This is a genomic window from Enterococcus sp. GC34, from assembly GCF_040886645.1.
Taxonomy (GTDB): Bacteria; Bacillota; Bacilli; order Lactobacillales; family Enterococcaceae; genus Enterococcus; species Enterococcus faecalis.
Genome location: NZ_JBFOEF010000006.1, coordinates 1 through 25,744 on the forward strand (window position 1 = coordinate 1; position 25,744 = coordinate 25,744).

26 protein-coding genes and 1 pseudogene are annotated in these 25,744 nt (G+C 37.6%); 4 read left to right on the plus strand and 23 right to left on the minus strand.

Going from position 1 to position 25,744, the window contains the following annotated elements:
- The 14 genes and pseudogenes from AB3I72_RS07140 to udk form a co-directional block, all read right to left on the minus strand.
- Positions 1 to 309 (minus strand): annotated as a pseudogene (locus tag AB3I72_RS07140) (SelA-like pyridoxal phosphate-dependent enzyme); the annotation flags it as partial.
- Positions 299 to 1,408, minus strand: a complete 1,110-nt coding sequence (locus AB3I72_RS07145) for an amidohydrolase/deacetylase family metallohydrolase (RefSeq protein WP_002381282.1) — start codon at positions 1,406 to 1,408, stop codon at positions 299 to 301. The pseudogene AB3I72_RS07140 and the gene AB3I72_RS07145, both read right to left, overlap by 11 nt.
- An 8-nt stretch (positions 1,409 to 1,416) precedes the next feature.
- Positions 1,417 to 2,505: a DUF871 domain-containing protein gene (locus AB3I72_RS07150; RefSeq protein WP_002355714.1), complete on the minus strand. Its 1,089-nt coding sequence runs from the start codon at positions 2,503 to 2,505 to the stop codon at positions 1,417 to 1,419.
- Positions 2,506 to 2,513: 8 nt separating this feature from the next.
- Complete coding sequence (locus AB3I72_RS07155) at positions 2,514 to 2,813, minus strand: hypothetical protein (protein ID WP_002363233.1); 300 nt, start codon at positions 2,811 to 2,813, stop codon at positions 2,514 to 2,516.
- 25 nt (positions 2,814 to 2,838) lie between these two features.
- Entirely contained in the window at positions 2,839 to 4,152 is a 1,314-nt protein-coding gene (locus AB3I72_RS07160; protein ID WP_002358780.1) for a PTS sugar transporter subunit IIC, read from the minus strand.
- Between the two features lie 130 nt (positions 4,153 to 4,282).
- Positions 4,283 to 4,978 (minus strand): DUF4310 family protein, encoded by a 696-nt coding sequence (locus tag AB3I72_RS07165; protein ID WP_002361314.1) that lies wholly within the window; start codon positions 4,976 to 4,978, stop codon positions 4,283 to 4,285.
- A gap of 19 nt (positions 4,979 to 4,997) precedes the next feature.
- Complete coding sequence (locus tag AB3I72_RS07170) at positions 4,998 to 5,777, minus strand: DUF4311 domain-containing protein (protein WP_002355709.1); 780 nt, start codon at positions 5,775 to 5,777, stop codon at positions 4,998 to 5,000.
- A 15-nt stretch (positions 5,778 to 5,792) separates the two neighbouring features.
- A complete protein-coding gene (locus tag AB3I72_RS07175; protein ID WP_202255980.1) occupies positions 5,793 to 6,149 on the minus strand; it encodes a DUF4312 family protein in 357 nt (118 codons plus the stop codon).
- 30 nt (positions 6,150 to 6,179) lie between these two features.
- The gene (locus tag AB3I72_RS07180; RefSeq protein ID WP_002355707.1) at positions 6,180 to 6,536 is read right to left on the minus strand and encodes a glycine-rich SFCGS family protein; all 357 of its coding nucleotides are present in this window, start codon (positions 6,534 to 6,536) and stop codon (positions 6,180 to 6,182) included.
- Positions 6,537 to 6,550: 14 nt separating this feature from the next.
- Complete coding sequence (locus AB3I72_RS07185) at positions 6,551 to 6,874, minus strand: PRD domain-containing protein (protein ID WP_002386165.1); 324 nt, start codon at positions 6,872 to 6,874, stop codon at positions 6,551 to 6,553.
- Complete coding sequence (locus AB3I72_RS07190; protein ID WP_002388793.1) at positions 6,840 to 8,759, minus strand: transcription antiterminator; 1,920 nt, start codon at positions 8,757 to 8,759, stop codon at positions 6,840 to 6,842. The genes AB3I72_RS07185 and AB3I72_RS07190 overlap by 35 nt, the downstream gene beginning before the upstream one ends.
- A 369-nt stretch (positions 8,760 to 9,128) precedes the next feature.
- Complete coding sequence (locus AB3I72_RS07195) at positions 9,129 to 10,145, minus strand: Gfo/Idh/MocA family protein (protein ID WP_002420096.1); 1,017 nt, start codon at positions 10,143 to 10,145, stop codon at positions 9,129 to 9,131.
- 51 nt (positions 10,146 to 10,196) lie between these two features.
- Positions 10,197 to 10,538, minus strand: coding sequence for a type II toxin-antitoxin system PemK/MazF family toxin (locus AB3I72_RS07200; RefSeq protein ID WP_002355703.1), 342 nt, complete (start codon positions 10,536 to 10,538; stop codon positions 10,197 to 10,199).
- A gap of 168 nt (positions 10,539 to 10,706) precedes the next feature.
- On the minus strand, positions 10,707 to 11,336 hold the full coding sequence (gene udk / locus AB3I72_RS07205) for a uridine kinase (RefSeq protein ID WP_002355702.1): 630 nt from the start codon (positions 11,334 to 11,336) through the stop codon (positions 10,707 to 10,709).
- A 174-nt stretch (positions 11,337 to 11,510) separates the two neighbouring features.
- On the opposite strand from udk, the gene AB3I72_RS07210 reads away from it, so the two are divergent.
- The gene (locus AB3I72_RS07210) at positions 11,511 to 11,966 is read left to right on the plus strand and encodes an N-acetyltransferase (RefSeq protein ID WP_002383069.1); all 456 of its coding nucleotides are present in this window, start codon (positions 11,511 to 11,513) and stop codon (positions 11,964 to 11,966) included.
- Positions 11,967 to 12,000: 34 nt separating this feature from the next.
- On the opposite strand, the gene AB3I72_RS07215 is transcribed toward AB3I72_RS07210, so the two are convergent.
- On the minus strand, positions 12,001 to 12,681 hold the full coding sequence (locus AB3I72_RS07215) for a YjjG family noncanonical pyrimidine nucleotidase (protein WP_002355700.1): 681 nt from the start codon (positions 12,679 to 12,681) through the stop codon (positions 12,001 to 12,003).
- Complete coding sequence (locus AB3I72_RS07220; protein WP_002358774.1) at positions 12,678 to 13,460, minus strand: 16S rRNA pseudouridine(516) synthase; 783 nt, start codon at positions 13,458 to 13,460, stop codon at positions 12,678 to 12,680. Before AB3I72_RS07220 ends, AB3I72_RS07215 begins: the two co-directional genes overlap by 4 nt.
- A 330-nt stretch (positions 13,461 to 13,790) precedes the next feature.
- On the opposite strand from AB3I72_RS07220, the gene AB3I72_RS07225 reads away from it, so the two are divergent.
- A complete protein-coding gene (locus AB3I72_RS07225; RefSeq protein WP_002358773.1) occupies positions 13,791 to 14,399 on the plus strand; it encodes a 50S ribosomal protein L25/general stress protein Ctc in 609 nt (202 codons plus the stop codon).
- 251 nt (positions 14,400 to 14,650) lie between these two features.
- The gene (locus tag AB3I72_RS07230) at positions 14,651 to 14,974 is read left to right on the plus strand and encodes a DUF960 domain-containing protein (protein ID WP_002355697.1); all 324 of its coding nucleotides are present in this window, start codon (positions 14,651 to 14,653) and stop codon (positions 14,972 to 14,974) included.
- Positions 14,975 to 15,042: 68 nt separating this feature from the next.
- Here the strand turns inward: AB3I72_RS07230 and AB3I72_RS07235 are convergent, their stop codons facing one another.
- From AB3I72_RS07235 to AB3I72_RS07250, 4 genes are all read right to left on the minus strand, one after another.
- Positions 15,043 to 18,057, minus strand: a complete 3,015-nt coding sequence (locus AB3I72_RS07235) for a polysaccharide lyase 8 family protein (protein ID WP_368023760.1) — start codon at positions 18,055 to 18,057, stop codon at positions 15,043 to 15,045.
- A 114-nt stretch (positions 18,058 to 18,171) separates the two neighbouring features.
- Positions 18,172 to 18,972: a PTS system mannose/fructose/sorbose family transporter subunit IID gene (locus AB3I72_RS07240; RefSeq protein ID WP_002383066.1), complete on the minus strand. Its 801-nt coding sequence runs from the start codon at positions 18,970 to 18,972 to the stop codon at positions 18,172 to 18,174.
- A complete protein-coding gene (locus AB3I72_RS07245; protein WP_002358771.1) occupies positions 18,965 to 19,756 on the minus strand; it encodes a PTS sugar transporter subunit IIC in 792 nt (263 codons plus the stop codon). The genes AB3I72_RS07240 and AB3I72_RS07245 overlap by 8 nt, the downstream gene beginning before the upstream one ends.
- Positions 19,757 to 19,804: 48 nt before the next feature.
- Complete coding sequence (locus AB3I72_RS07250; protein WP_002383065.1) at positions 19,805 to 20,698, minus strand: PTS mannose/fructose/sorbose transporter subunit IIAB; 894 nt, start codon at positions 20,696 to 20,698, stop codon at positions 19,805 to 19,807.
- Between the two features lie 260 nt (positions 20,699 to 20,958).
- Between AB3I72_RS07250 and AB3I72_RS07255 the strand changes: the two genes are divergently transcribed.
- Positions 20,959 to 21,666 carry a GntR family transcriptional regulator gene (locus AB3I72_RS07255; RefSeq protein ID WP_002366233.1) on the plus strand — a complete coding sequence of 236 codons (708 nt, stop codon included), beginning with the start codon at positions 20,959 to 20,961 and terminating at the stop codon, positions 21,664 to 21,666.
- A 24-nt stretch (positions 21,667 to 21,690) separates the two neighbouring features.
- Here AB3I72_RS07255 and AB3I72_RS07260 read toward each other — a convergent pair whose 3' ends face one another.
- From AB3I72_RS07260 to AB3I72_RS07270, 3 genes are all read right to left on the minus strand, one after another.
- Complete coding sequence (locus AB3I72_RS07260; RefSeq protein ID WP_368023761.1) at positions 21,691 to 23,469, minus strand: beta-galactosidase family protein; 1,779 nt, start codon at positions 23,467 to 23,469, stop codon at positions 21,691 to 21,693.
- Positions 23,470 to 23,481: 12 nt separating this feature from the next.
- Positions 23,482 to 24,645 (minus strand): glycoside hydrolase family 88 protein, encoded by a 1,164-nt coding sequence (locus AB3I72_RS07265; RefSeq protein ID WP_368023763.1) that lies wholly within the window; start codon positions 24,643 to 24,645, stop codon positions 23,482 to 23,484.
- A gap of 271 nt (positions 24,646 to 24,916) precedes the next feature.
- Positions 24,917 to 25,744 (minus strand): hypothetical protein, encoded by an 828-nt coding sequence (locus tag AB3I72_RS07270; protein ID WP_002391333.1) that lies wholly within the window; start codon positions 25,742 to 25,744, stop codon positions 24,917 to 24,919.

Genomic DNA, 25,744 nt, shown 5'->3' on the forward strand with positions numbered 1-25,744 from the left:
TCGCTGTTCAATTTTTTCTGTATAGGGATGATACGCGTGGTACAAGCTGCCTTTTCCAATCAAGGCAGCCACCGATTGGGCAATCCCCGCCGAAGCCGAGGAAACGATTTGGACATCTTCTACCTTCAACAAGTTGGCTAAAAAGGCCCCTGTTTGCACACTAAGTTCACTCATTTCAAAGAAATGTTCGCCGCCGAATCGTTGAGCCGCTAGGACTGCCTCCGAAACTTTGGAGACACCTAGAATGGTCATTTTCCCAGAAGCATTGATGACTTCTTTCAAGTGGAATTTTTCGTAACTAATTGTCATAGATTTGTCCTCCAATAATTGTTTTGATTGGGCGAATTTGCTCTTTGGCTACTCGTGTCAATCCATTAGAATCAGTCAATGTTTTTTCTTCTGCTTGAATCGTGAAAATCGTTAAATCAGCATCTTTACCTATTTCCAACGTGCCTTTTTGCGTTAAATGGAAATTCTCAGCAGGAGCCTTGGTTACCTTTTCAATAATTTCTGGCCAATCATAGCCGACCACACGGAGTTTTTCCATCGTTGTGGCTAAATCATAAACAGGACCATTTTCTCGGTTACGAATGTAAATATCTGTGCTAATTGATGCAGCTTTCATTCCCTCGCGCAACGCTGTTTCAGCTACGTGAAAATTGAAACTATCCGTACCATGCCCGATATCAAATACGACCCCTTTGTTGTACGCTTGCCAAGCGAAATCTTTTATTTTATCCGTTGCTTGGTCTAAGATGCCATTTTCTTTCCCATTAAAACAATGAGTTAGGACATCCCCTTTTTCCATCAAGGCTAAAATTTCATCTAAATGAGGTGGTGCTGATCCAATGTGAACCATTAAGGGAATTTCTTGGTTTTCTTGCTGAATCTGTTTGGCCAATTCTAAAGGCGTAATGCCGTTATCGCCAATAACGGTCCTACTCATACGGGCTTTAATCCCTACAACAAAATCTGGTAATTCTTGAATCGCTTTTTTGACTAAACTCGCTTGTACTTTACTTAAATCTGCGAGTTCGTCCTGAGCAACGATGCCCCATTTAGAAATATTGACTAATCCAAAAACATTTGTTTTTGCTTGTTGCGCTAAGTCATAAAATTCATGAATGTTTTCAGCACCTGTTGTCCCAGCATCGATCACTGTCGTAACACCCTTTTTGACCCCAATTTCATCTGGATAATCATAATAAAGAGCCATTTTTTCAAAACAATGAACGTGATCATCTATCCAGCCTGCGGATACATAAGTACCTGGTTCTAAGTGGATAGTTTCTTTTGCAGAACCTGAAATAGTTGCTGCAACAGCAGCTATTTTTTTCTCTTTAATTGCAATTTCAACAGGCATACCATCTACTGTCTGTCCATTTTTTATAAGTAAATCGTAGTCCATATTTTTCCCTACTTTTCTATAAATCTAAATTTTGTCCAAGGCTTAATGAATTCTAATAATACAAGTTCTTCTTCTATAATACGCCCTACTCGGTTTTTGCGTGAGTCTTGATGTGGTTCTAAAACGACTTGTAATTCATTTTTGTATTTTCCAAATGCATCATTTCCCACAACAACATCTCCAGGTTGTAGCATTGCTTGATTATCATGTGGGGGATTAGCTTCATTTTTATATTTTTTACGCACTTCTGTGGAACGAATCATCTGCTGAGTGATATCTCCACGGCGAAAATGTTGATTTTTTGTTACGATTTCTTTTTCAATTTCAGAAGTCGCTTCTTCAAAAACAATGGTCAATTCTGTTTGATAACGATTCAACTGACCCAATGCTTCTAATTCTTCGTTGGAAGCATAAGCATTTCCAATAACAACATCATCAATTAAATTTGTTGCAAATAAATGTTTAGCTTGAACAGTGACTGGCAACTGTCTATGCATTTCTAAAGTAGGTAGCCCATCATTCACATCCCAAGGACCAATTTCACCTACCTGTGATGAAATAAAAGCAGCTGTCCGAATACCTTCCTTTTTAAAACGGATGCTACATTTTTCAAAGAAATCATACGGCAATGCAGTTCCCGCTTGTGGATAAAAGTTATGACAACCATATAAGAAAGGTCGATTCGCTTCATACGTCAAAATGTTATCAAGATAAGCGACATCATTACTCATATTCAGCTCAATAGCCACGCCAAATGGATTAAACGTCAACATGGCTTCTTTATTTCCATCAAAACCTGTATCCAACCGAATCCCATCAGCTCCTAATTCGCTGAAAAAAGTCAAATCATCATATGAAATTTCCAATTCATCAAAGATACTTGGAACGACATCTAAAATTGTTTCAAATCCTAAATTTTTCGCATAACTAATTAATTCTTTAAATTTTTTCTGAACCGCTTCTTTGCCATCGGTCACTTCTAACATACTCATAAAAATTCGAGTAAACCCACATTCGCTGGCTTTTTTTAAATACGCTTTATCTTGATTGATATCACTATGATCTGGATAAACTGATACACCTAATGCTCTTTTCATCTTCGTTCTCACACTCCGCTATTTTCAAATTTATTTCGAAATTTCCAAGCAATCACCGAGCTACACAGGATTGTTGTAGAGCCAACGAGCAATACTGGTTGATTTAGAAATCCGCCAATTATCATGGAAAGAGTAATACAAACTGCCGTAAAAACCAACGTCTTTACCAAACCAAATTGATAAACAACAGTAGGCAACTGCCCTTTTTCTATAATAATTTGACTAACGATAAAAAAGAAAATGAACCAAATAATCATCTTATACGCTCCTGACTTTCTTCTCTGACTTAGAAGGGGCAGGATATTCATATCAGAACACCCGCCCTAACATTTTTTAATTTTTTGCTGCTTGTTCAGCTGCTAATTCTTCTGCTTCTTTATCCAATTGTTGTTTTTCATAAACTTTGAAAAATGGATAGTAGATAGCCATTGTAATTAAGAAGTTAACAATCACTAATACTGCGGCCGAGAAACTCCAATTGGTACTCATCCAAGCAGCAATTGGTGCTGGAATTGCAAACGCTAAACGTGCAGCCATCATCGGAATTATATTAGCGACTGTTAAGAAATAAGATAACGTTGTGGTAATTAACGGTGCCACGATAAACGGAATACCTAAAATAGGATTCATTACGATAGGCGTTCCGAAAATAACTGGTTCATTAATATTAAACAAGCCTGGTAAGAACGATAAACGGCCAAGACTTTTCAGATACGTTGATTTAGAAAACATCATTAAAACAACTAAAGAAAGCGTAGTTCCAGCGCCACCAATCCAGATAAACCATTGTAAAAACTGTTCTGTAAAAATATTAGGTAACTGATGAACGTTTGCACCATTGGTAAAAGCTTCAAGGTTTTCTGCAATCGACATATCCCAGAAAGGACGAATAACTGGGCCCATAATCGCTGGACCATGAATCCCTAAAACCCAGAAGAAACAGATTAAGAAGACTGTTAGTAAGCCGCCAAATAAACTGTTACCAGCAAGGATACCTTTAAGTGGCATTAATAACGTACTCAAGAAACCATTCAAATCAAAACCAATTACGTGGCGAATAACCCAGAATAATAAAAGAATAACTGCTCCTGGAATTAACGCAATAAATGAATTTGACACTTCAGGCGGTACGCCATCTGGCATCTTAATCATAATATCTTTTTCGATAAAGAAGCGATAAATTTCAACAGATAACAGCGCTGTTACAATCGCACCAAATAAAGAAGCTGAACCTAAATTTGCTAAATTAATATAGCGCCCTGCTGTAATGACGTTGTCAACATCTTCAAAGACACGTGTTGGTGGTGCCGCTGTTACTAAAAAGGCCATTAATGCTAAAATTCCACACGTCAAAGAGTCAAGCTTATAACTTTTGGCCAATGATGAAGCAATCCCAAATGTTGCATAAAGTGCAAGTAATCCCATCGTATAGCGGGAAGGAATATCTAAAATTGCTTGATAAGGTTCAATCAATTTTGTGTATGCCTCAATTGGAATATTTTGAAAAATTGTAAAGAATGAGCCCACAATTGTTAAAGGCATCGTTGCAATTAATCCTTTTCTAATCGCTGTCATATGGCGTTGCGAACCAAATTTATTCGCAATCGGCATTAACTTAACTTCCATCCACTGTACAAAACCATTCATTTGTTAATTCCTCCGTTCAACTAATAAAAATAATAATTATTTCGCATTTATAATAACATAGTAACATTATAATGTAAACGCTTATTCTTATTTGCGACAGAGAAAGTGCAAATCAAAAGGCTTTTTCTTATTATAAAGAAACCGGAAATATTGCACCAAAAATCATTGCGCCTAAAATTGCGCCCCCAGCGATTGGTTTTTTCCAAATGTAAAAACCTAAAGCTCCTAATGTAGCACCAATCCCAATAGGAATCGAAGCACCCGCCGCACTCAAAATAATTAACGGGCCTAAGAAACGTCCTGAGGCATTACCAGCCCCCATCATCACATCCGCACCAAAAGTGGAATTTCCTTGATTGATAGTAAATTTCCGAATCAACACAATTACGCCACCAACTGCTAACCCTAGTAGCGCACCTGTTAAAAGTGCTAAGCCAAAGTTTTCTACAGGTGCTTTAATACCCATGCTGAGGAAAATTGCAGGTACGCCAATCCCGATCCCCGTTAAAATTGAGCCACCTAAATCTAAAATCCCGACTAAAGAACCTTCTAAAATTCGTGCAAACAGGAAACTTGCACCAAATGCTGCGGCAGCGCCATAAGAACCACCATCTAAACCAGCTTTTAGCATCGCAACAATTGAAACTTCATTAAAGGCGCCCACACCATAAACTACATACATATGTGTTCCTGCAAAAATTGCCGCTGACATAATCCCGACTAAAATCGGAAAGCCCCAATCAGCATACCAAAAACTTTTGCCTTTTAAACCTTCTTGAATTTCTTGTTCTTGTTGTGCCCATTCATTTTTTTCTTGCTGTTCCATCTATGAGACCTCCTTTTTTCTATTTAACGGTGAAGACATTGTGTAAATTATTTAACCATTGAGGAATAGACAAGCGGAAACTTTCGATCATTTCTAAGTCGAACCCTCGGAAGAAGCCACTTAAAATAAATAATAAGATAATGGCACCAAGCATGCCGCGTGTCATTCGGGTCCACCCTAAATCATCGACACCTTTACCAATTAAGATCCCTAATACAACTCCTGGGACAGCATTGCCCATGACTAATTGAGATAATCCGCCAAATAACGTTCCCCAGAAACCCGTCCGTTTTCCTGCATCTAAAGCCGCTAGCCAGAATAAAACGGGCATCACAGTATTGATTAAAATCGTTGCTGCAGGTACCAACACCGCAACTGCTGTTACTTGTAGCGATTCTGGAATTGCTGCAGCTGTACTATTTAAGAAAGCCACAGTCGCCATTCCTACAAAGGCCCCGACAATTCCCATTTTTTTGGGATTATGCATCGTTTTAGTGACATCTTTATCCTTTACCAATAAAATTGCTGCAGCCCAGTTAGGCACAATCCGGTGGGTCACATCTTGTGTAAAGGCCCCTGCTCCCACGGCCGAAGCCCAAGCATTAAAGAAAAAACCTAAACCAAAAGAAAAGTGTGATGCTGGATCTCCTTGTGCCGCGTTCATTTCTCCTAATGTTCTAAATGCCCCTAACCCTTGCGTTTGTGGTGCATGAAACATCCGAGCAGCGCCTGCGCCAGCTGCAAAACCTAGTAAACCACCAATAAGCAATGACTTCAGCAAAATGATTACAAATTCCATTCCTTCTTCCTCCCTTTATACGCCTCTTTTTGAAAGAAACGGAACTACTACTGCGTTCGGTTCTTTAATTGTTTCCGTTAAAAAATTAACTTCTTCGACTGCAATGGCTTGGATTTCCACTTCTACAGCTAGTTCGACATGATAAATCACTCTCTTTCTAGGAAAGAAGAAGAACAGAAATTTTTCTGTATAAACTTGTTCTTTTGCCTGACGAATAGTTACTTCTTTCGGTTCAATCCGGATGAGGACCTCTGTTGTTTCTTTTAATACTTTTTTTGAAACATCATTCAATGCACTTGCAAAAGCTTCATTCTTCTTATTACCTTTTCCAGAAACAATCACGGTTTGTGTTGACCGTTTTGTGGCATCCATAATTACCGCTCCTTTCTAAGTTACTACTTTCTATGCTCCGTGTTTCTTAATAAACGCTTCAGTTACTCGTTTACCAAGTTCTTCCTGATCCATAAAACCAAATCCAAGAACAGTTTTCCCATCATTAATTGCTGTTACCCCTTCTTCGATTGATCGCATGCCATGTCTTTCGGGATACCCGTATTTAGTAGCAGCCGTTAACGCCCCTGCACCACCACTGCCACAGAAAGAAATGCCTAAATCTGCCTTTTCTTGTTGCATCACATCTCCTAAACGCATATCAGCGCCCATTCCTGGAACAACAACCGCGCGACCACCGGCTTGCTCCACTCCTTTTGCAACATTTTGTCCTTTTCCTAAACGATCTGCGATAACTACTGTAATCATAACTTTTCCTCCTATTAATTGTTTTGTTTAGCAACTTCAAAATGAACAGCTAAAACATACCATTCATCTTCTGATAACTGACCAATTGCTTCTGTTGTTTCTTGTGCAATTTTCAACGTTTCTGGTGTTAGTTCCGTAAATAACGTCCGATCAACACCAGCTAATGTCGTTCCTTCTCTTGAACGATTCAGCATCTCATTGAGATGGTTAATCAAAATCGTCCACTGTAATTCCGTTGGTTCAATTTGTGCTTCTGCTAATCGCGCACTGGTTTGTTTGATAATCGATTGTAGCTTTTCTGGTTCAGCACTTTGTCGAATGATCTCCTGTGCTTCCATTGCTAGTTCCATCCTCTTCCTCCTTTGGTTGTTCTAAATAATTAAGTAATGCTGAAATTTCAGCATGATTGACAGGTAACTCATTTTTAGCAAATAAACATTCAATTTGCCGAATTTCTTCTTGCCTTTCATGAGATACTTCTCTATTACAAGGAATCTCTTCGTATTGCTTATTAAACGTAATCCGATGTGTCATTAATAAAACGTGCAGTAAAAAGGCTTCTTGATATTCGCTCAGTAACTTTGTTTGAAACATTCGTTTTAACTCTTCATAAATAATATACGCTTTTACTAATAAATCTTGGCTTTGTATCCGTTCATTTTTTTCAATTACATCAGATTTCGTGGAGCGAGCGGTACCCTTCCCTTGACGTTTCCCTAATAAAATTTTATCGACCTCTTCCCGAATTAAACTTAAGTCTGTGTCCGTCAACAATGGACTAACTTTAATAAATGGGTATGTCATTTCTTCAATTGGGAAAATACTCAATACCAAATCGGGCTTTTCTGCTTGAATCACTTCAGTTGCATTTAAAACAGAAGCAAACCCTGCGAGTTCAACGTTTGGTACTTCCTCTAAAATTTTTTGTTCAATTAAACTGGTCACACCTAAGCCCGTCGAGCAAACATACACAATCCTAACAACTTTAGCTTCCTGCTGTTGTCGTTCCTGAGCTGCCAAAAAATGCAACGCAATATATGCGCAGAAAGAATCGTTGACTAGCAAAACAGAACGTTGAATTAATTGTTTACAGGCACTTTGAATAGCTAAAAATAACGCTGGGTGTTTTCCTTTGATTTCTTCAGAAAACGGATTGTATTCATTAATAAATAAATGTTTCTTTGTAAAACGTAAGGACAGGTGTGCAAACAAGTTCGTAAATAATTGGCGATCATTTACAAAAGGATAATTCAGCTCTTTTGAAACGCTTTCAATGACTTGCTTTGTTAATTGAACCATATCTTGCCGTTGATGGGTTCCGAATAAATCACTATAAATATAAAAATATTCATCCGCTAATAAAGGCAAGTCATACCGTTCAAACACCTCTTGTAAAAGTAAAAGTGGTACTTCGTTCCGTTGTTCAAAGCGTGTTTTTTGCGATAACACTCGGTAAGTCCCAATTGTATGTGCCATCTGCATACGTGCTGCGGCAATTGCCACTCTCAACGTAATAGATAATATTTCGGCATAATCAAATTGATTTTGATCGAGTGGATTAATTAAATTTCGCATTTTTTTCAATGCACTACGATAACAACCTTGAAACAATGTCCCTGACCCAAATTTAATTTTAGGGATTTTTTCAGCCCCTTTTGTCTTTGTCACATAGTTCATAATTTGGTAAATATCGTATTCTGTAAGTTCTTTTTGAGTGATAAATTCCATCAGTAATCGTACATTGCTTTCTTCACCACTAATTGTAAACCCTTGCCGTGCTTGGCGAATTAAGGTTAAATCATATGCTTGCAGCAACCGTTCAACCTGTTCCAAATCACTGACAATTGTGTTTCGACTCACTAATAATTCATCTGCTAGCTGCTGTGCCGTTAAGTACCCTTTGACTGACAATAACTGAAAAATCAATACATTGACTCGTCTTTTTTGATCAGGATAGGTTTCAAATCGATCGACATCGATAATTTCATTTTTTAACAGTAAGCGTTTAGAGTCAGGTAAATCTAGCCAGATTCCCTTATTTCGTTTTGAATAAAGTGTCTCATCGTGCTGTTCAAACCAAGCACGAATATCTTCTAAATCATACTTAATTGTTCGAACGCTGACAGTAAAGTTCTCAGCTAATTCTTGCGTGGTAATGCTCCCTTCCAAATCCAAAAGCATCAATAAAATATTTATCGCTCTTTTGGACAACAACACGGTCATGCCTTGTCACCTCTTTTCTTTTCCCTTTACACTTAAAACTATAGCGTTATTTTATCTGTTCCACAACACAAAAAAGTTGCACTTATAAAAGTGCAACACTTCTCTTTTCATACAAAAAAATCCCTTAACAGTAGTAACTGTTAAGGGATACCACACTATTTATTTGCATAAATAGACAGAGACCTTCTCCACAAAAGTATTCTGTCCGACACGTTACAAATCCGGTAACTGATAGCCGTACTATCTGGTGTCGTTGTGTTTGACAATCACTAGCCGTCAAAACGGAATAGCCGAAGCTATCTGATTGAGTCAACTCGTCGCATAAAACACACTTTAACACAGAATAGTATGGATAGCAAGTTGTGGTAATTATTCGCTATCAAACCATTCTTGATAAAAACCTTCAACAATTTTGACGGTTGCTATCGTTAATTCTTTCGTCATTACGGGGCTAGTTAACTTTTTGTCTTGTAAACATTGATTCACATGATTGATTTCATACGTAAATTCACTAGTGAATTGTTCAGACCATTTGACAGTGTTGCCTTGAGCATCTGTATAATAAGCACAATCTGTTTTCCAGAAATTAGGAATAACGATTTGCCCTTTTGTCCCACAGATGGTCATTTCACTAGGTATCTTTAAACCAACATTAATAAAAATATTGCCCAGTGTCCCTTCAGCAAATTTTAAAGCTAAATTACATTGACTATCCGTCGCCCCTTGCTGATACGTTGCGGTTCCCGTAACCGCTTGAATTTCTTTCCCTAATACGTATTGTAAGTATTGTAATGGATAACTTCCTGAGCCATGAAGCGCTCCACCACCCGCTTCTCTCGAGTAAAACCAGGGAATATGATCCACATTGGGATAGGCAGTAACTGACTGAACCCATAAAATTTCTCCCAATCCCCCTTCTTGAATCGTCGCCTTTACTTTTTGGGTAATTGGTAAAAAGACAGATTTCTGAGCTTCCATTAGAAAAACCCCTTGCTCCTGTGCGATTGCGAAGAGTTCTTCTGCTTCAGCAGCATTTAATGTAAATGGTTTTTCCAGTAGGACGGGTTTTCCTTGTGATAACGCAAGCTTAGCTGCTGAGTAATGTCCTTGATTGTAGGTGGGAATATAAATAATATCAATTGTTTCATCCTTACATAACTCTTCATAACTGCCATAAGCTACCGGAATCGCTAATTCTTTAGCCATTTTTTGAGCATTCTCTAAACGCCTTGATGCAATCCCGCGCACCTCAGCTTGCGCGCTTTCTCGAAGCCCTGCTACAAATCTTGGGACAATTTGGGCAGTACTCATAATTCCATAACGAATTTTATCCATGTGATCGCCTCCTCTTTCACTATACGAGAAAAACGAATATTTGGAAACCATTTCAACAAAAAAAAGAAACCGTTTCCCCAAAACGATTTCTTTATATGTAAATTAACGGATACCAACGCTAACTTTTAAAGCTTGATTGACCTGTTCCATCTCTTCACGAGAAAGTTGACAAACCTTGTGTAGCATTCGTTCTTTATCCAATGTTCGAATTTGTTCTAACAAAATAAGTGATGGCGTCCTGCATTCGTTATGGGGAATTTCGATGAGGACTTGCGTTGGTTGCAGCCGCTTGCTTACGTTACGGGTAATCGGTGCAACAATCAACGTTGGACTAAATAAGTTACCTTTGTTATTTTGAATAATCAGGACAGGTCGAATCCCACCTTGTTCAGAACCAACAACTGGTGAGAGATTCGCATAAAAAACCTCACCTCTTTTTATCATTCAGATTCCCTTCCCTCCTTTTCCTTTAAAAAATTATAGCATATTGTTTCTTTCAATATTTTCAACTTTTTAGCTATCCCTTAAAATATTTGATAAAACAACCCTTTAAAAGTCAAAAAAAGCTTAAACAGTCGACTCTGATATAGAGACGGCTATTTAAGCTGACTATTACATTTTTGTTAAAATACTATCCACTTTTGTATTAATTAAATCGATAGCAACGTGGTTTTCGCCACCTTCTGGCACAATGATATCTGCATAACGTTTCGTAGGTTCAATAAATTGGTGATACATGGGCTTGACGACTGTCAAATATTGTTCAATCACAGAATCCAACGTACGGCCACGTTCTTCCATATCACGCTTGATTCGACGAATAATACGGATGTCATCATCTGTATCCACATACACTTTAATATCCATTAAATCCCTTAAGCGGCGATCTTCTAAAATTAAAATCCCTTCAAGAATAATTACTTCTTTCGGTTCTTGGATCACCGTTTCTGTACTTCTTGTATGCGCAACGTAGTCATAAACTGGCTTTTCAATGGCTTGATAATTTAACAGTTGTTCAACATGTTGAATCAATAAATCTGTATCAAACGCAAAAGGATGATCATAATTGGTATTTAAACGTTCTTCAAAACTCAAATGGCTCTGATCTTTATAATAAGAATCCTGTTCTAACATCATAATTGAATGATCGGGAAAATTATTAAAAATCGCACGGCTAACACTGGTTTTTCCGCTTCCTGATCCGCCAGTAACACCAATGATAATTGGCTGACTATCTTTCATGTATAAACCTCTTTCTTTTCAAAAACTTCATTGTCTTTTACTATTATAATGAAAACTCTGAAGAATGCCAGACCTTTTCCAAGACTTTTCATGTGATTTTTATCTTCTTATGAAAAATCTGCCCACACTTCTTTCAATTACAGTATACTTATCAATAAAAGGAGAATCCTACCTATGATTAAAAAAGTCAAAAAAGAAACACTTACAACGGCGCATTACGCTCTTCTTTATGAGGCAGATCCAGCAAAAAAAATGGTGGCAGATTATATTACCCGCGGCATTTGCTTTGACTATCAGACTGAAGAACTTCAAGGAATTTTAGTCCTGTTGCCGACTCACCCACGGACATTGGAAATCGTAAACATCGCTGTCTCAGAAGAAAGCCGAGGGCGGGGCATCGGGCAAGAATTATTACATTTTGCCATTGATTTTGCCAAAAAAGAAAAGTATGATTCCTTGGAGATTGGGACTGGGAGCACAGGCTTTCAACAGCTATATCTCTACCAAAAAGTCGGCTTTCGAATGACACATATTGAACCAGATTTTTTTATCCATCATTATGATGAGCCTATTATAGAAAACGGCTTGCCTTTAAAGGATATGGTTCGCTTACGGTTACATTTAAGTTAAAAAACAACATTTCCTGTACAGGAAATGTTGTTTTTTAATGCCCAAGAATTGGTAACAACTCATCTAGCTGTTGAATCGTATAATTGGGTTGAATGGTTGGTGTTGCTGGAGCGGAGGTCGGATTGAGCCAAACAGTTTGAATTTTCGCTTGTTGGCCTCCTTGAATATCTGAATGCAAAGAATCGCCAATAATCATTGTTTTTTCTCGACTAAAATTAGGAATCCGTTCAAAAACAAAATCAAAATACTCTTTCATCGGTTTTTGATAACCCACTTCTTCTGAAACAAAAATATCTTTAAAATAAGGCATTAATTTCGAATCTTCCAACCGACGATACTGTGTTTTTGCCACTCCGTTTGTCACAATATATAAATCATAATGGGGTGCTAATTTTTCCAAAATACGTTGACTATTGCCAAGCAAGTCATGTCCTTGACTTAAATATTCTCGGTAGTTTTCTCCCATTTTAACGCTATCAACTTCTCGATTAAACGCGTCAAACAATAAACCAAACCGTGTATCAAGGAGAACATCTTTTGTTATTTTTCCTTCTTCAAATGAACGCCATAATCCTTGATTAATTCGGTGGTACGTTGACTCGACTTCAGATGTAAATGGTACATTTTCTTCTTCAAATAAGGCATGGAGTGCCTTCTTTTCAGCCAATTTAAAATCTAACAATGTATCATCAACATCAAAAAGCAATGTTTTCATTTCCGTTCCTCTTCTCTTTTCAAATTACTCGGTAACGCTTTGCTTGTTTGTTGTTTTTCAATAAAAAAATAAGGCAATAGCAATTGTAACTCTTCTCTTGTTAATGAACGATAAGCACCTAAAGGTAATTGCGGATCTAGCCGCAACGGCCCCATAGTTTGGCGTTTTAAAGCAGTCACTTTTTTCCCCACAGATAAAAACATTTTTTTCACTTGGTGAAATTTTCCTTCTTGAATAGTCAGGAAAACATGACTCTCCGTTTCAGTCGCTGCAAGAACAGTTATTTTTGCTGGCTTACATTGAATGCCTCCTTGCAAAACAATCCCATCTTTAAATTTAGCACAATCTTCTGCAGAGACCAAACCATTGACTTTCACTTCATAACATTTCGCTACTTCTTTATTTGGCCGAATTAATTGATACCCTAATTGTCCATTATCTGTTAATAGAAGTAACCCTTCCGTATCGCCATCGAGTCTTCCCACTGGATAAAGACCAGGGCGTCTGTCTTGTGGCGCAATCAAATCAATGACTGTTTTTTTAGATGCATCTGAAACAGCGCTAACCACACCTTTTGGCTTATTCAACATATAGTACACATGTGTCTTATGCGAAATTAATTGTCCTTTTACTTTAATCATTTGTAATTGCGCATCGACGTTTTGGCTTTCATTTAATGTCACGATGCCATCCACAGTGACCTGCTTGCCTCTGATTATTCGTTTCACCGTTTTGCGTGATCCAAACTGAAGTTCTTCTAGTAATTTATCTAATCGCATTGTTCCGCTCCATTCTGGTATTAGTATAGTGGAATCCGTTAAAGATGAAAAGTAGAAAAAGGTAATTCCTTGACGTATAAAAATATAAGTGTTACGGTTAATAAGTAAAGTAAATAAAGGTTTCTCAAAAACAGCGTAATGACCTGGGAGAGAACAACGATAACAATGAACCATTCCCATGAGTGTTGCCTGGCAATATTTGTGGGGATTTTTTGATTATTGTTAGCATTTTTCTAGACAAGAACAACTGAAAAAAGAGTTTCTTTTTTCCATTATGTTTTGTTTCTGAGTTTAACCAAATCACTCATTATTTCAAGGAGGAATTAGGTTATGTCAGTACAATTAGAAGTTAAAGAAAGAGCTATCCGTCCACGTTCACTAAGAAATCAGCTACGTCACGAAGGGAAAGTACCTGCCATTGTTTACGGTTACCAAATTGAAAGTACACCAATCTATTTTGAAGAAAAAGACTTATCAAAAATTTTACGCGAACATGGTGCTAACACCGTTATTAAAATGACAGTTGATGGCAAAAACATCAACACATTAATGTCGAAAGCACAATTAGATACCTTTACTGGTCAAATGCTTCATGTTGAATTCTTATCTGTAAATATGAAAGAAACAACAGAAGTCGAAGCAGAAGTTCAATTAATTGGTGAATCTGCAGGTGTGAAAGCTGGGGGTACCTTAGCTCAAAACTTGTACACTGTTTTAGTGGCAGCCACACCAGATAAATTGCCAGAATCAATTGAAGTAGATATTACAAACTTAGAAATTGGTGATGCTCTTACAATCGCTGATTTACCTGAACACAAAGACTATGAAATTTTAACTGATCCAGAAGAACAACTAGTTGCTATTGTTGAAGCACAAACTGCTCCTGAAGAAGAAGAAGGAACAGCTGCTGAAACGACTGAACCAGAATTAGCCGAATAAAGAAAACACTTTTGTTCAGCTGATTCTCTTAAGTTTTAGAAATGGGACGTACGTTGAAACAACGTACGTCCCATTTTCTTTTTACTGCATGTCTTGATTTCTTTATATAAATGATGACACCTGCAAAGCTAGGAAGCTACAGAGGAATATTAAATTTTTGCTAATCTACGCAATATTTTCAAACGAAACAATTTCTTTTTTTAAAATTTGCAGTATACTAAAAGTAAGTAAACAAAAAGGAGGTCATCCATATGTTTGAACGTTTTGATAGTGACCGTAGCCGCTATGCTTCATTAGGTGTTGTTTCTAGCTTACCTAGTGGCTTAATTGATAGTATTTGGTTGATTATTGACTTAAATCTAAAAGGGGTTATCCCTTTAAACGACTTACTTCACTTTGATTTGTTGAACAATAATGGCAAAGTGACTGTCCATTTTTCTCAAGAAAATAGTTCAGTAGAAATGGCCATCGACTTACCATTTAGTTATTCTACGGCATATCCGTCGCGAATTTTTGCTTTTGATGATGGCCATCGTGAAACGATTTTATTACCTGCAGAAATGTTAGAATCTTAAATAATTTCAACAAAGTAGCCTCAAATTCCGATTAAACTGTAATTTGAGGCTACTTTGATTTCTTTTAGTTATTCTACAATAATTTGTTTACTACTTCCTGCAGCATTTTCAAAATTAATAGTAAAGGTTTCTGTTGCATCATCATAAGTGATTCCGTCACTTTGACTAATTACTGTGCTGTAATCTTTTGGTATTTTTAAAGTCAGTGTCTTAGTTGTTTGTGTGGGATCAGAGAAATTATACGTTTTTTGGTGTTGTTGTGTCTTTCTCATTAAAGAAATAGCTTTATTTGAGGTAATCCCTGCTATTGTACCGCCAGTTTCTGACCAAATGTTAACCCCAAGATAGCCTTCTTCTTCTTGCTTAACTGCTTGAATCTCTTCTGTATTTGAGAGAACTTCTACTGTTTTTTTGGCAGCATATGTTTTTAAATCAGTTTCATCGATTCCTGGTAAAACTACATAAGCATAATGCTCGTTCGTTGGGTGTTGACCATGTTGAATCGTAAATGTTCGATAATCACCTACATATTCTTTATCACTTGGAAATGCTTCATTAATTGCTTTATAGGTTCCTTTTCTAGTTTCACTTTTAACATTTACCGTTGTTTCTTCTGGAAAATAATAACCCATATTAGCATTGGAATGATCCGACTTTAGTAATAACCATTGTTTTTTACTCGTTTCATTTTTCTCATGAATCTCCCCAATATTTGATAACACTTGATACTGATACACATCATTTAACAAACGATTATCAACAACTGTCTCAATCGAAGCTTCTGTATCGCCTTTAATTCCTGCGCCTAATGCGATAATTTGCCCATTTAATACAAACCAAGATTTTTTAGCTTGTAGGTTCATAGGTAAAAGTTTCCCATTATTTTTGGTCCCGTCTTTATTAAGAGCCATCCCTACTACTGCCTGATTGTCTGACGTTACTCCACCAACCCATTGCTCTTTCGATGTGATTGTTGTAAATGCTGAAACTTCATCTGCCAAAGAAATGGTATCTACCGTTGTTCCTGGTAGTCGATAGGGATCTACAGTTGGCCAATAGCTGGAATTAAATTGAACCTCGTCATCATTATATACGTACATCATTCCGTCACCAGTGTGCCAGCCACGTTTATTTTCTTTATTCCCTGCTTCAAAAGATGCAGTGCGCTTTGAATACAAGCCTAGCCCAAACATATAACTAGGTGTTCGTTGGACAAATCGATCCATCGAAGCATAAAGTTTCGTGCCTGTAAAAGGAAGTTGCCCTCCCGTAATTTCTGGATTAGTTAAAAGTTGCATAGTCATCTGTAAATCATTAAAATCACGAGCATTGGTCAAATAATAATCTGGGTTCTCCTTCATCCAATATTTAACGGCTTCTTGAAATTTCTTTTGATAATTATTAGGGGCAAATTTAGCCACAATTAATAAATTATACATGGTAGTTGAGCCATAGCCTGTTTTTCCAACTGCTGGGGCTCTTGAGATGGAACGGCCATTCACAGTTGGTAGCATTTCACCTTTATAAATCAAAGGAAGAAAGGCCCGATCAACATTTTCAACAAATTCTGTCACAAGAGTTGCATCCATTTGAAAAGATGAATCTGCTGTAATGGCCAAAATTTGTCCAACCCCTTTCACCAAAACATTGCCATACGAACCTGTATAAGGAATGTTATTGTGCTGGATAAAAGAACCATCTTGGTAAAAACCATCACCTTTTGTGACTAATTTAAATACATCGACGATACTACTGGATGCTTGGTTAATTTTCCCGCTATCCTTTTGTAAAATTCCTAACCCCAAAACAGTTAAAGCTAAGTCCGTTCGGTTCGCTCCTGATGTCACAAAATTTGGGATAAAAGCTAAATCCACAAACGTTCCTTGTGGTTTTGTATACAACTGTTTAAATGGATCTGGGACATAACTGCTCAGCGCATTTGTATAGATTTGTTGCTTTTCCGGAGAAACTTTATCCTCTAAAATCATTAGAATATTAAGAAACTTCTGTGGCACACCAATTTGCCAGTCCCACCAATTTCCATGGTACTTTTTCCCATCATATCCTTTTTGCGTTATCATAAAATCTAAGCCATCAATAATGGTTGCTGCCAATTTGTCATCTTGGTAAAGCGTACTCCCCTTCGTTCCATAGGCTAACGCTAATTTTTGCAATTTGGTAAATTGAGTCGTTAAATCAGCAGATGGCGTATTGCCAGGCTCTAGTGGCCATAAATAGCTGCGGTTCGGCTCTTTATTCATCGTTTGATCGAGTTCTGTTGCTTCATTGGAGATTTTTTGGACGTAGTCTACAAGCGCTTGGTTAGTTGAATCATATTCTTTGGAAACAAGCTGATTTCGCCATTTTTCTTTTAATCCTCGGTATTCTGCAGATGAATCGATAACAGGAATGCTACCAACGGAGCCACTTTTCATAGAAATGATATTCAGCTTTGATAGATTACCAAATAGTCTAATTCCTACAGCGCCCGTCCAGTCATCATTAATGGACGTACCATCAGGATAATGAACCTCTTCATTTTCATAAAATAATTGATCATTCAGGAATGTCTGAATTTTTTTTCCGTCATAGCGAACCAGCAGTTTATATTGTTGGCCACTTAGTAATGTTGGCCCCGGAATATTAGTTAGCCATTTACCGCCTGGTTGTCCTAATTGCCAGCGGCCGTCACGATTATAAGCAAAAGATTGCCATTGACTCGTCTTTTGTTTATCTCCGCGAAAAACCAATCCGAAGTTACTTTGTCCTTCATATAAAAAGGTTAGTTCAAGATCTCCTGAAGATTGTTCGCGTGCATCAAGATTGATAGAGACAGATTCGAGATTTGTCCCTTGCTTCGTGTTTGCGATCCATAAACCAGTAGAATCATTCTTTTTTTCTGCTGTTCCCACCAAATCTTGCCAATGCCCAACTTGATTGGGGAAATCTGAAATGTAAGAAGGTTGCTCAATCGTTTGGCTCGCTTCGTTTTCTTCTGCAAAAGTAAGGGTGGTTCCCATAAATCCACTCGTCAAAGCAGTAAACAGTCCGACCAGCATTACCCATATTTTCCTGTTTTTCATTCTTTCTCCTCCTAAAAAATTATCGTAAAACGCTTACATCTGAATTAGAGAAAAAGAGTGAAGAAAAATACTTTCTACACTCTCCGACTCTCTGAAAATCACTTAATATACTTTTTACGCCAAAATACCAAAGGCACTCAAAACAATCGATAAAATTAAAATAATCCAAATCACTCGTGTGGAATTTAATTTCTTTTGACCTAACATCCAATAAGTTAAAAGAACAAGTAAGATTGGAACTAAGGAAGGTAAAATTGCATCTAACGTATCTTGAATAACTAATTCGACCCCGTTCTTTTTATAAACAAAAGGAACTGTCGCCTTGATAACTGAAGGAATTAAGGCACCAATCACAGTCACACCAAGAACAGTTGCTGCATTCGTAAAGGCAGATAACTTGTCTTTTAAGGTCGTCACTAGTTTGACCCCTTGCTTATAACCAAGTGGTAAGAGCGCGGCCCGACCAAACAATAGTGCAATATTTGCAATAATCCAAATAACACAGCCAACCACCGAACCATTTTGAGCCAGTGTCCCTGCAACAGAGCCGAAAATCGTCCCCCAAATAACGTGGAATAAAGAGTCCCCAACGCCTGCCAAAGAACCCATCAGAGCTGTTTTTAACGCAATAATTGTTTCTTTCGCTTTATAACCATCTTGCTCTTCAATCGCCACATCAATCCCCATAATTAAATTCCCAAAAATAGCATTGGTGTTAAAAAATTGATTGTGTGTGCGCATCATATCTTGAAATTGTGCTTCATCATGACCATAGAATTTTTTTAAAACAGGTAAGATGCCGTATAAATATCCTGAACTCATCATACGTTCATAGTTCCAGTTTAATTGGCTTCCTAAAATATAACGCCAGCTAATTGCATTTAATTCTTTTTTTGTCAGTTTATGCTTACTCATCGCCGTCATATCCTCCTTCAAAATCACCATTTCCTGTTGTTGCTTGTGTCGTGCTTTTTGCCCCATCACGTTTAAATACAAGCATCGCTGCTACCATCCCAACTATCGAAACACCTAACATTGGAACTTTTAAATAAGCCGCTAAGAAAAAGCCTAATAGTAAATAGGGGATATATTGCTTCGTTGGCAAGTAACGTAATAAAATCCCTACACCGACAACAGGTAATACCCCTCCAGCTGTTTTTAAGCCCGTCATTAGCCATTCTGGCATGTTATCGGTAATCGTTGTTACTACAGCATCCCCCGCTAATAACATTAATAAAATTGGAATGGCACGAGACAGTCCCCATAGAACAGAACCAGATAAAACTAAGCGTGGAATCCGTTTTACTTGCATCTTATCAATCGCTTTATCGACACTATGAAGTAAAAAGACATTACAAAAACGGGCCACTACATCTAGTTGCAACATCAACAGAGAAACAGGAACAGCTAAACCAATACCATACTCCGCTCCTTTTCCAGAGATTACAGCGAAAGCGGTTCCTAAAACAGCCCCTGTGAAATAATCAGGTACCGATGCTCCACCAAAAGCAGCAATTCCTAAACGCATTAATTGAAGAGTGCCGCCAACCATTAAACCAGTTTTTAAATCTCCCATAATCATTCCAGAAATCATTCCAGCAATAGCTGGTTGCGTCAACGTATTTGAAATAAGTGAGTCATTAATAGCAATAAACGCATAAATAGTAATTAAAATAATTTGATACGCTGCTAAATGCATTGAAATTTCCTCCTAAATTTAAAAATATTCTTTCTTAGTCTGACAGTTTTAGCCGCGTAATTTTTTCATAAAATCAACGACTGGATCGTTTGGAACTAATTGGGCTGTCACAGTGACGCCTTTTGAAGCGATTGTTTCAAAAATTTGTTCTTCTTCTGGTAAAACTTGAATACTTTTTGTTACTTCGCGTGCTCCTTCTTTGTAACTCATATTCCCAACATTTACAGTTTTGATAGGTCCTTGCGCTTCGATAAAGCGGAGCACATCTTTCGGATTTTTAAATAATAAAAATAAACGCTGTTTACCATATTTTCCTGATTGAATATTTTTAGCGGCAGCCTCTACTCCAAGAACAGATAAACGCATCGAAGAAGGCGCTGCCATTCTCAAAGATGATTTTTGTAAAGGATCTGTAGCCGCCTCATCATTGGCTACAATTATTCGCTGTGTACTAAGACTTGTCGACCAAATTCCCGCTACTTGTCCATGAATTAACCGTTCATCGATCCGTGTGTTTACAATATTTTCTTTTCCAGCATATTGACTATAGTTACTTAATTCTTTTTCTTTGCTGGCTTCTGAAATCTCTTGTTCTGCTTGATTCATTCCAGCCTTTACATCAACAATATTTTCTTGTGCTAAACAAACTAATTCTTTAATCGAAGCCTGTTGATTAACCACTGCTTCAATGACAACAGAGAGCGTCATCCCTGCAATAATTTCCACTCCGTCAACGTTCAAATAATTCTTAGTTGCCACGTTACATGGCGTTCCTCCTAGTAAATCAGCAATAATCAGTGTCGTACCGTTAAGGGCTTTCATTTTTTCATTTAGCTCTTTCTCAAATTGAAGATTGTCGCTATCTGGTCGTAATGAGACTGTATGCACGTGTTCTTGCCGACCAACGATCATTTCTAAGCTAACTTTGACGCCTTCAGCCATGCTACCATGACTAATTAGTACAATGTTTTCCACGAATTTCCCTCCCTAGATGTAGGTGATCCTACTTAACATGTTATGTTCTCTACGAACTTACTATAACACATACTAAGTTATCCGTAAACCTAATATCTTAATATATTGAATTTATTTTTTTGGATTTTTTATATAAAAATTGTCTTTCCTCTTTTTCAAAGTGTTTGCTAAAGGCTAGTTAACATGTTATGCTTAATTCATTCGATTACTAGAATGGAGGCAATCGCATGTTACCTAAATATGAACAAATTAAACAAGACCTTTTACGTGAAATAAAAAATCATACCTTTATTCCTGGTGATAAATTTTATTCTGAAGCCGATATTAAACGAAAATATGCTGTTAGCTCTATCACAGCTGTCAAAGCACTGAATGAGCTGACCAGTGCAGGTTACTTGTATCGTATCCAAGGAAAAGGGACCTTTGTTTCGAAATCAAAAGTTTCTCAAAATGTAAAATTTTCTGATATCGAGTTGCATTCTTTAGACTCTGAAAAAGTTAAAGTCCTTTCAATTGAAGAAGAAAATCAAGCCGAAATTTTAAAGGAATTAGGCTTACCAGCTAACGCTTCTTATTATAGAATCAAGCGTGTACGCTATTCTGAAGATACACCCTTTCTCGTACATATCACACATCTTCCCAAAAAGCTTGTTAAAGAGCCGCTCTCAAAGGACCTCACAGCTTATGCAAGTGTGTATGAACGAGTCCGTAAAGATTTTTCAGTAGACCTCTTCTCGTTGGCTTCTGTAGAAACAAATGAAATTGTCTTTCCCGAAGATGCTGAGTTATTGAATTTACTTCAATTAAGTTTTCGTGAACCCGCTGTTAAACAAGTTAAACATTCCTATCTCGCAGATGGTAGTGTTGCTGAATATATTATTAGTTATAAACATTGGAAATATTTCAAAACCAAAATAGAAGTAGAAGCCGAATAAATTTCAGCTTCTACTTCTAGTTTTTTAGTCTATGATTACTTGATTCGTAAATTTCAAGTACTCAATTTCAATTCCCTCTGTTTCAAAAATTACTACTTCATTTTGTCCTTGCTGTAAAAATTCTTTGGGACAATACAGCGAATGAATGGGGCCTATTTCCCAATAACGACCTAGATGATGACCATTGACCACAACGAATCCTTTGCCGTAGCCTCGACAGTCAATATACGTGTCTGCTAGCTGTTCTAATTCAAATGTTACTTGATAAAACGAAGGCTGCAATGGATTTTTTCCAGCTGTGTAATCAATCTTGGCTAATTGCTCTTGTGAAAAAGTTAAGGGATAGTGTTGATAGCCTTGATGAAAATGAATGTCTTGCATCACTCCACCTCGAATTCCTTTACTTTGTGTCGGATTATTTAATTTAAAGCCATAATTAACGCGACCTAAATTTTCCACTAAGATATCTAACGCAAGTGTGTCTTTTTCAGTTTGCCCTGAAATCAGTAGCTCTTCTCCCACTGTCTCTTGATATTGGGTAGCAGCTAAATCTCCATCTACATAAATGTGTAAACGATCACTGGCCTCAACCACTTTTAGTTTATTTTCATGATGATAATTTTTTAAATCAAACGAATAAAGCAAGTAGCCATAGTCTGAGCCAGCTTCTTCCATACTTAATGGATACGCGGTGGTCTTCGGTGTCATCATTTGATCTTTTACTGCGAATAAAGATACGCTAGCAGTTACTGGAAAGCTTCCTAAATTCCCCAGTTTTTTCGTGCGTGGTTGTGCTTGCCAAACTTCTGGACAGACTTCTTTAATTGCTTTTTGAACGGCATAATATTTTTCTGTTGGTTCTCCTGCTTCTGTTAATAAAGCATCATAATCATAGCTAGTGACTTGAGGTAAATCTTTTGCACCTCGCGCCGAACACCCGTTATAAAAGCCGAAATTTGTTCCTCCATGAAACATATAGAGATTTAAAGAACCCACTGTCAGCATATCTTTTACTTCCTTCGCCAAGTCGGTACCTTCTCGCTGAATCACTGGTTCGCCCCAACGATTGAACCACCCATCCCAGTATTCCATGCACATCAACGGCCATTTTTTACCATGACGAGTCATAAATTTTTTCAAAACGGCAGCATTTTCTTTCGAATGACTACCAAAATTTCCTGTCACAAAAACATCCTCTTCAATTAACGTCCCCGCATCCAAAACCTCTTCCCAAGCGCCATCAGATGTAAAAAGAGGAACCTCAATCCCCAGTTCTTCCATTATCTGCTTGGTTTGTCGCAAGTACGCTTTCTCCATGCCATAGGACCCATATTCATTTTCAACCTGCATCATGATCACTGGTCCACCTTGTGTTATCTGCAGCGGTGCTAGTTTAGGCAATAATACTTGAAAATAGTTACGAACTTTAGTCATAAAAATAGGATCTGTCGAACGTAATCGCACACCTTTTTCTTTCAAAAGCCATGCTGGTAAGCCACCAAACTCCCATTCTGCACAAATATAAGCCGAAGGACGCAGAATAACTAGTAAATTCAATTTTTCTGCCAAGCGGACAAATGCTTCAATGTTTTTCATTCCTTCAAAATCGTATACGCCTTCTTCTGGTTCATGAATATTCCAAGGAATGTAGGTTTCTACTGTATTAGCTCCTAAAGCTTTCAGATTATAGAGGCTATCTTCCCATTGTCTAGGTGTCATTCGAAAGTAATGAATCGCCCCGCTAATAATTTTTATTGGTTGTCCATTTAATAAAAAGTCTTCTTTAATCTCAAACGTTTGCATCATTTTTCCCCTTTACCAGTATCTTTGCCATGATGGTTTTGCTAAACGCATTAAGGCTTCCATGTAAAAATAATCGCCCCATAAATTGGGTTCATCAATCCCTTTTCCTTCTGCATGTGCGTAAACACCATGGAGTAGCAGTCCTTCATTTTCGGAATCATTTTGCGTACGATAATATTTTCCTAATTGATAAATCATTCCTTTGGCAAGCTCTTTCGCTTGAGGAAAAGCCTGTAGTTTGTCTGCTTCCAATAAACCACATGCCGCAATTGCCAGTGCCGAGCTATCTTTGTCAGATGGCATTTGGTCATTAAAATCAAAATCCCAATAGGGGATTAAATCTGCTGGCAAATGAGCTAGAAAAACCTCCACTATTTGTGGATAAATTTCTGGAAATGGTTGGGAATGGAGAAATGTTTCGTTTAGGGGAATCCCTAAAATTGCCCAACTTTGGCCTCGTGCCCAAATGGAAGTATCACTATGTCCTTGATGCGTAGCTCCATGTTTTGGTTTGCCTGTTTCTGGATCAAAATAATAGGTATGATAAGTTGTCGCATCGGATTTAATCACCGTTTTCATTAACGTATGATAGTGACGTGAGGCAATTTCCTCATAAATCCTATTTCCAGATAATTTAGTTGCTTCAAATAAAAGCGGTAAATTCATTAATGAGTCGATAATTAATCGATATTCTTTGGGATCACCATAATGGCCCCACGCTTGGATGAAGGAGCCATTTTCTTGGAATCGTGCTGACAATACTTCAGCGGCAGCTAGCACTTCTTGTTTACAGCGCTCATCACCGGTAATTTTATACCCAGCACCCGCCGATAGACTATACAAAAAACCAATGTCATGGTGGTCCAAAACAAAATGCTCCTCTAATCGTTGTTGAAAGCTGTCAATATTTTCCATTGCCAGTAAACGAAATTTTTCTTGGTGAGACCACTCATATGCCAGCCAAAGCATGCCTGTCCAAAAGCCATTGGTCCAATCATCGTTAGCTTTGAGACGATATCGACCATTCGTAGCACAAGCTGAAGGAAACTGTGTTCCGAAACGCTGCATATTTTTAGCAATTTTTGAAACGCATTCATTTAATTGCGTTTGAATCCATTCATCTGTGACATTTTCTCCTAGAGAGATCAGTCTTTGTTTATTTTCTTGACTACACATCTCCACCACTCCTTAACTTGTTAACATATTAACTTATTGTATTATAACGTAAAAGAAAATAAAAAGCGACCTTTCTTAATTATTTCTCTTAAAAACAAGAGCGTGGGACAAAAATCACTTTGGATTTTTGCTCCACACTCAAAAACTGATAAACGGCGGGAACAGAACCAACTCCTTCGGAAATAAGCCGAAATTCTCCAAAAACCAAAGATCAATTTTCGGAAATTTCTTCTTATTTCTCGGAGCTAAACGGTTCTGTCCCGACCTCTTGTTATTTATTCCGACCGAATACTTCAATTTGGGTCAACGCTGGAAATGGAGAAGAGTCCAGCGCTTTTCGTAAGCATTTTAATGTCAAAGTTTGTGTTGTTTTCATTGGGAACTTTATTTCTTGAAAACAGGCGGTATTCGTTGTGGCAACTACTCGTTCCTCTCCATCTGAAAAAGCTAAAGTGACTTCCTCCCAATAGCTATCATGTGGGTAGTCCGCCCGAAATAGCAAGCGGATCCAGTCCGTTTCTACAGGCCTGCCAAAGTCAATCGTTAACTGTGCCTCCTTTTGTTGGTTAATTCCCCAAGAAGCAAATGGATACGAGCCATGAGAAAGGTTACCAAACTTAGAATCAATAGCATTTTTCGCAAAGAAAACAGCATCGTCTCTCGTTTCAACGTTTGCATACGCATGAGGATAGGCTCCTGAATATTCTTTTTGGTCATGTGTATTCATAGAAAGATTTTGATAATTGTCTTTTTCAAACGTGTGCGCTTGTCGAACCATTATTTGGTGCCTTGCTGAATGAAAGGCCGTATCAACAAAAGCTTTTCGAGCAGATTCTTCTAATGGAATTTGATATTCCCAAACTTTTTCTTTCAGATAAATCAATGAAGGAGCCAAAGTTTCATCTAATTGAACCATCAAATAAGGGGTAGCCCCTGTATAAGTCACTACAATTTTATCGCCAACTTGATAAAGGTACTGTTTAATTGCTAGTACCGCTAACGTATCTCCCTCCGCCATGAATGGCGCTTCTGGCTTCTCGTGATCGATTCGGCCAGTAATAATCTGATTGTCTTTATTTTTCAATTCGATTTTTATCAT

Excerpts from the sequence above, each read along its gene's own strand:
- AB3I72_RS07240 (WP_002383066.1), bottom strand. The coding sequence starts at position 18,972 with ATGAGTAAGCATAAACTGACAAAAAAAGAATTAAATGCAATTAGCTGG.
- AB3I72_RS07175 (WP_202255980.1), bottom strand. The coding sequence starts at position 6,149 with ATGGATGCCACAAAACGGTCAACACAAACCGTGATTGTTTCTGGAAAA.
- AB3I72_RS07155 (WP_002363233.1), bottom strand. The coding sequence starts at position 2,813 with ATGAATATCCTGCCCCTTCTAAGTCAGAGAAGAAAGTCAGGAGCGTAT.
- AB3I72_RS07215 (WP_002355700.1), bottom strand. The coding sequence starts at position 12,681 with ATGAAAACATTGCTTTTTGATGTTGATGATACATTGTTAGATTTTAAA.
- AB3I72_RS07245 (WP_002358771.1), bottom strand. The coding sequence starts at position 19,756 with ATGCATTTAGCAGCGTATCAAATTATTTTAATTACTATTTATGCGTTT.
- udk (WP_002355702.1), bottom strand. The coding sequence starts at position 11,336 with ATGAAAGATAGTCAGCCAATTATCATTGGTGTTACTGGCGGATCAGGA.
- AB3I72_RS07185 (WP_002386165.1), bottom strand. The coding sequence starts at position 6,874 with ATGGAAGCACAGGAGATCATTCGACAAAGTGCTGAACCAGAAAAGCTA.
- AB3I72_RS07160 (WP_002358780.1), bottom strand. The coding sequence starts at position 4,152 with ATGAATGGTTTTGTACAGTGGATGGAAGTTAAGTTAATGCCGATTGCG.
- AB3I72_RS07250 (WP_002383065.1), bottom strand. The coding sequence starts at position 20,698 with ATGGCTGAAGGCGTCAAAGTTAGCTTAGAAATGATCGTTGGTCGGCAA.
- AB3I72_RS07260 (WP_368023761.1), bottom strand. The coding sequence starts at position 23,469 with ATGCAAACGTTTGAGATTAAAGAAGACTTTTTATTAAATGGACAACCA.
- AB3I72_RS07210 (WP_002383069.1), top strand. The coding sequence starts at position 11,511 with ATGATTAAAAAAGTCAAAAAAGAAACACTTACAACGGCGCATTACGCT.
- AB3I72_RS07150 (WP_002355714.1), bottom strand. The coding sequence starts at position 2,505 with ATGAAAAGAGCATTAGGTGTATCAGTTTATCCAGATCATAGTGATATC.
- AB3I72_RS07230 (WP_002355697.1), top strand. The coding sequence starts at position 14,651 with ATGTTTGAACGTTTTGATAGTGACCGTAGCCGCTATGCTTCATTAGGT.
- AB3I72_RS07225 (WP_002358773.1), top strand. The coding sequence starts at position 13,791 with ATGTCAGTACAATTAGAAGTTAAAGAAAGAGCTATCCGTCCACGTTCA.
- AB3I72_RS07180 (WP_002355707.1), bottom strand. The coding sequence starts at position 6,536 with ATGATTACAGTAGTTATCGCAGATCGTTTAGGAAAAGGACAAAATGTT.
- AB3I72_RS07195 (WP_002420096.1), bottom strand. The coding sequence starts at position 10,145 with ATGGTTTCCAAATATTCGTTTTTCTCGTATAGTGAAAGAGGAGGCGAT.
- AB3I72_RS07220 (WP_002358774.1), bottom strand. The coding sequence starts at position 13,460 with ATGCGATTAGATAAATTACTAGAAGAACTTCAGTTTGGATCACGCAAA.
- AB3I72_RS07235 (WP_368023760.1), bottom strand. The coding sequence starts at position 18,057 with ATGAAAAACAGGAAAATATGGGTAATGCTGGTCGGACTGTTTACTGCT.
- AB3I72_RS07270 (WP_002391333.1), bottom strand. The coding sequence starts at position 25,744 with ATGATAAAAATCGAATTGAAAAATAAAGACAATCAGATTATTACTGGC.
- AB3I72_RS07145 (WP_002381282.1), bottom strand. The coding sequence starts at position 1,408 with ATGGACTACGATTTACTTATAAAAAATGGACAGACAGTAGATGGTATG.
- AB3I72_RS07190 (WP_002388793.1), bottom strand. The coding sequence starts at position 8,759 with ATGACCGTGTTGTTGTCCAAAAGAGCGATAAATATTTTATTGATGCTT.
- AB3I72_RS07165 (WP_002361314.1), bottom strand. The coding sequence starts at position 4,978 with ATGGAACAGCAAGAAAAAAATGAATGGGCACAACAAGAACAAGAAATT.
- AB3I72_RS07200 (WP_002355703.1), bottom strand. The coding sequence starts at position 10,538 with ATGATAAAAAGAGGTGAGGTTTTTTATGCGAATCTCTCACCAGTTGTT.
- AB3I72_RS07170 (WP_002355709.1), bottom strand. The coding sequence starts at position 5,777 with ATGGAATTTGTAATCATTTTGCTGAAGTCATTGCTTATTGGTGGTTTA.
- AB3I72_RS07255 (WP_002366233.1), top strand. The coding sequence starts at position 20,959 with ATGTTACCTAAATATGAACAAATTAAACAAGACCTTTTACGTGAAATA.
- AB3I72_RS07265 (WP_368023763.1), bottom strand. The coding sequence starts at position 24,645 with ATGTGTAGTCAAGAAAATAAACAAAGACTGATCTCTCTAGGAGAAAAT.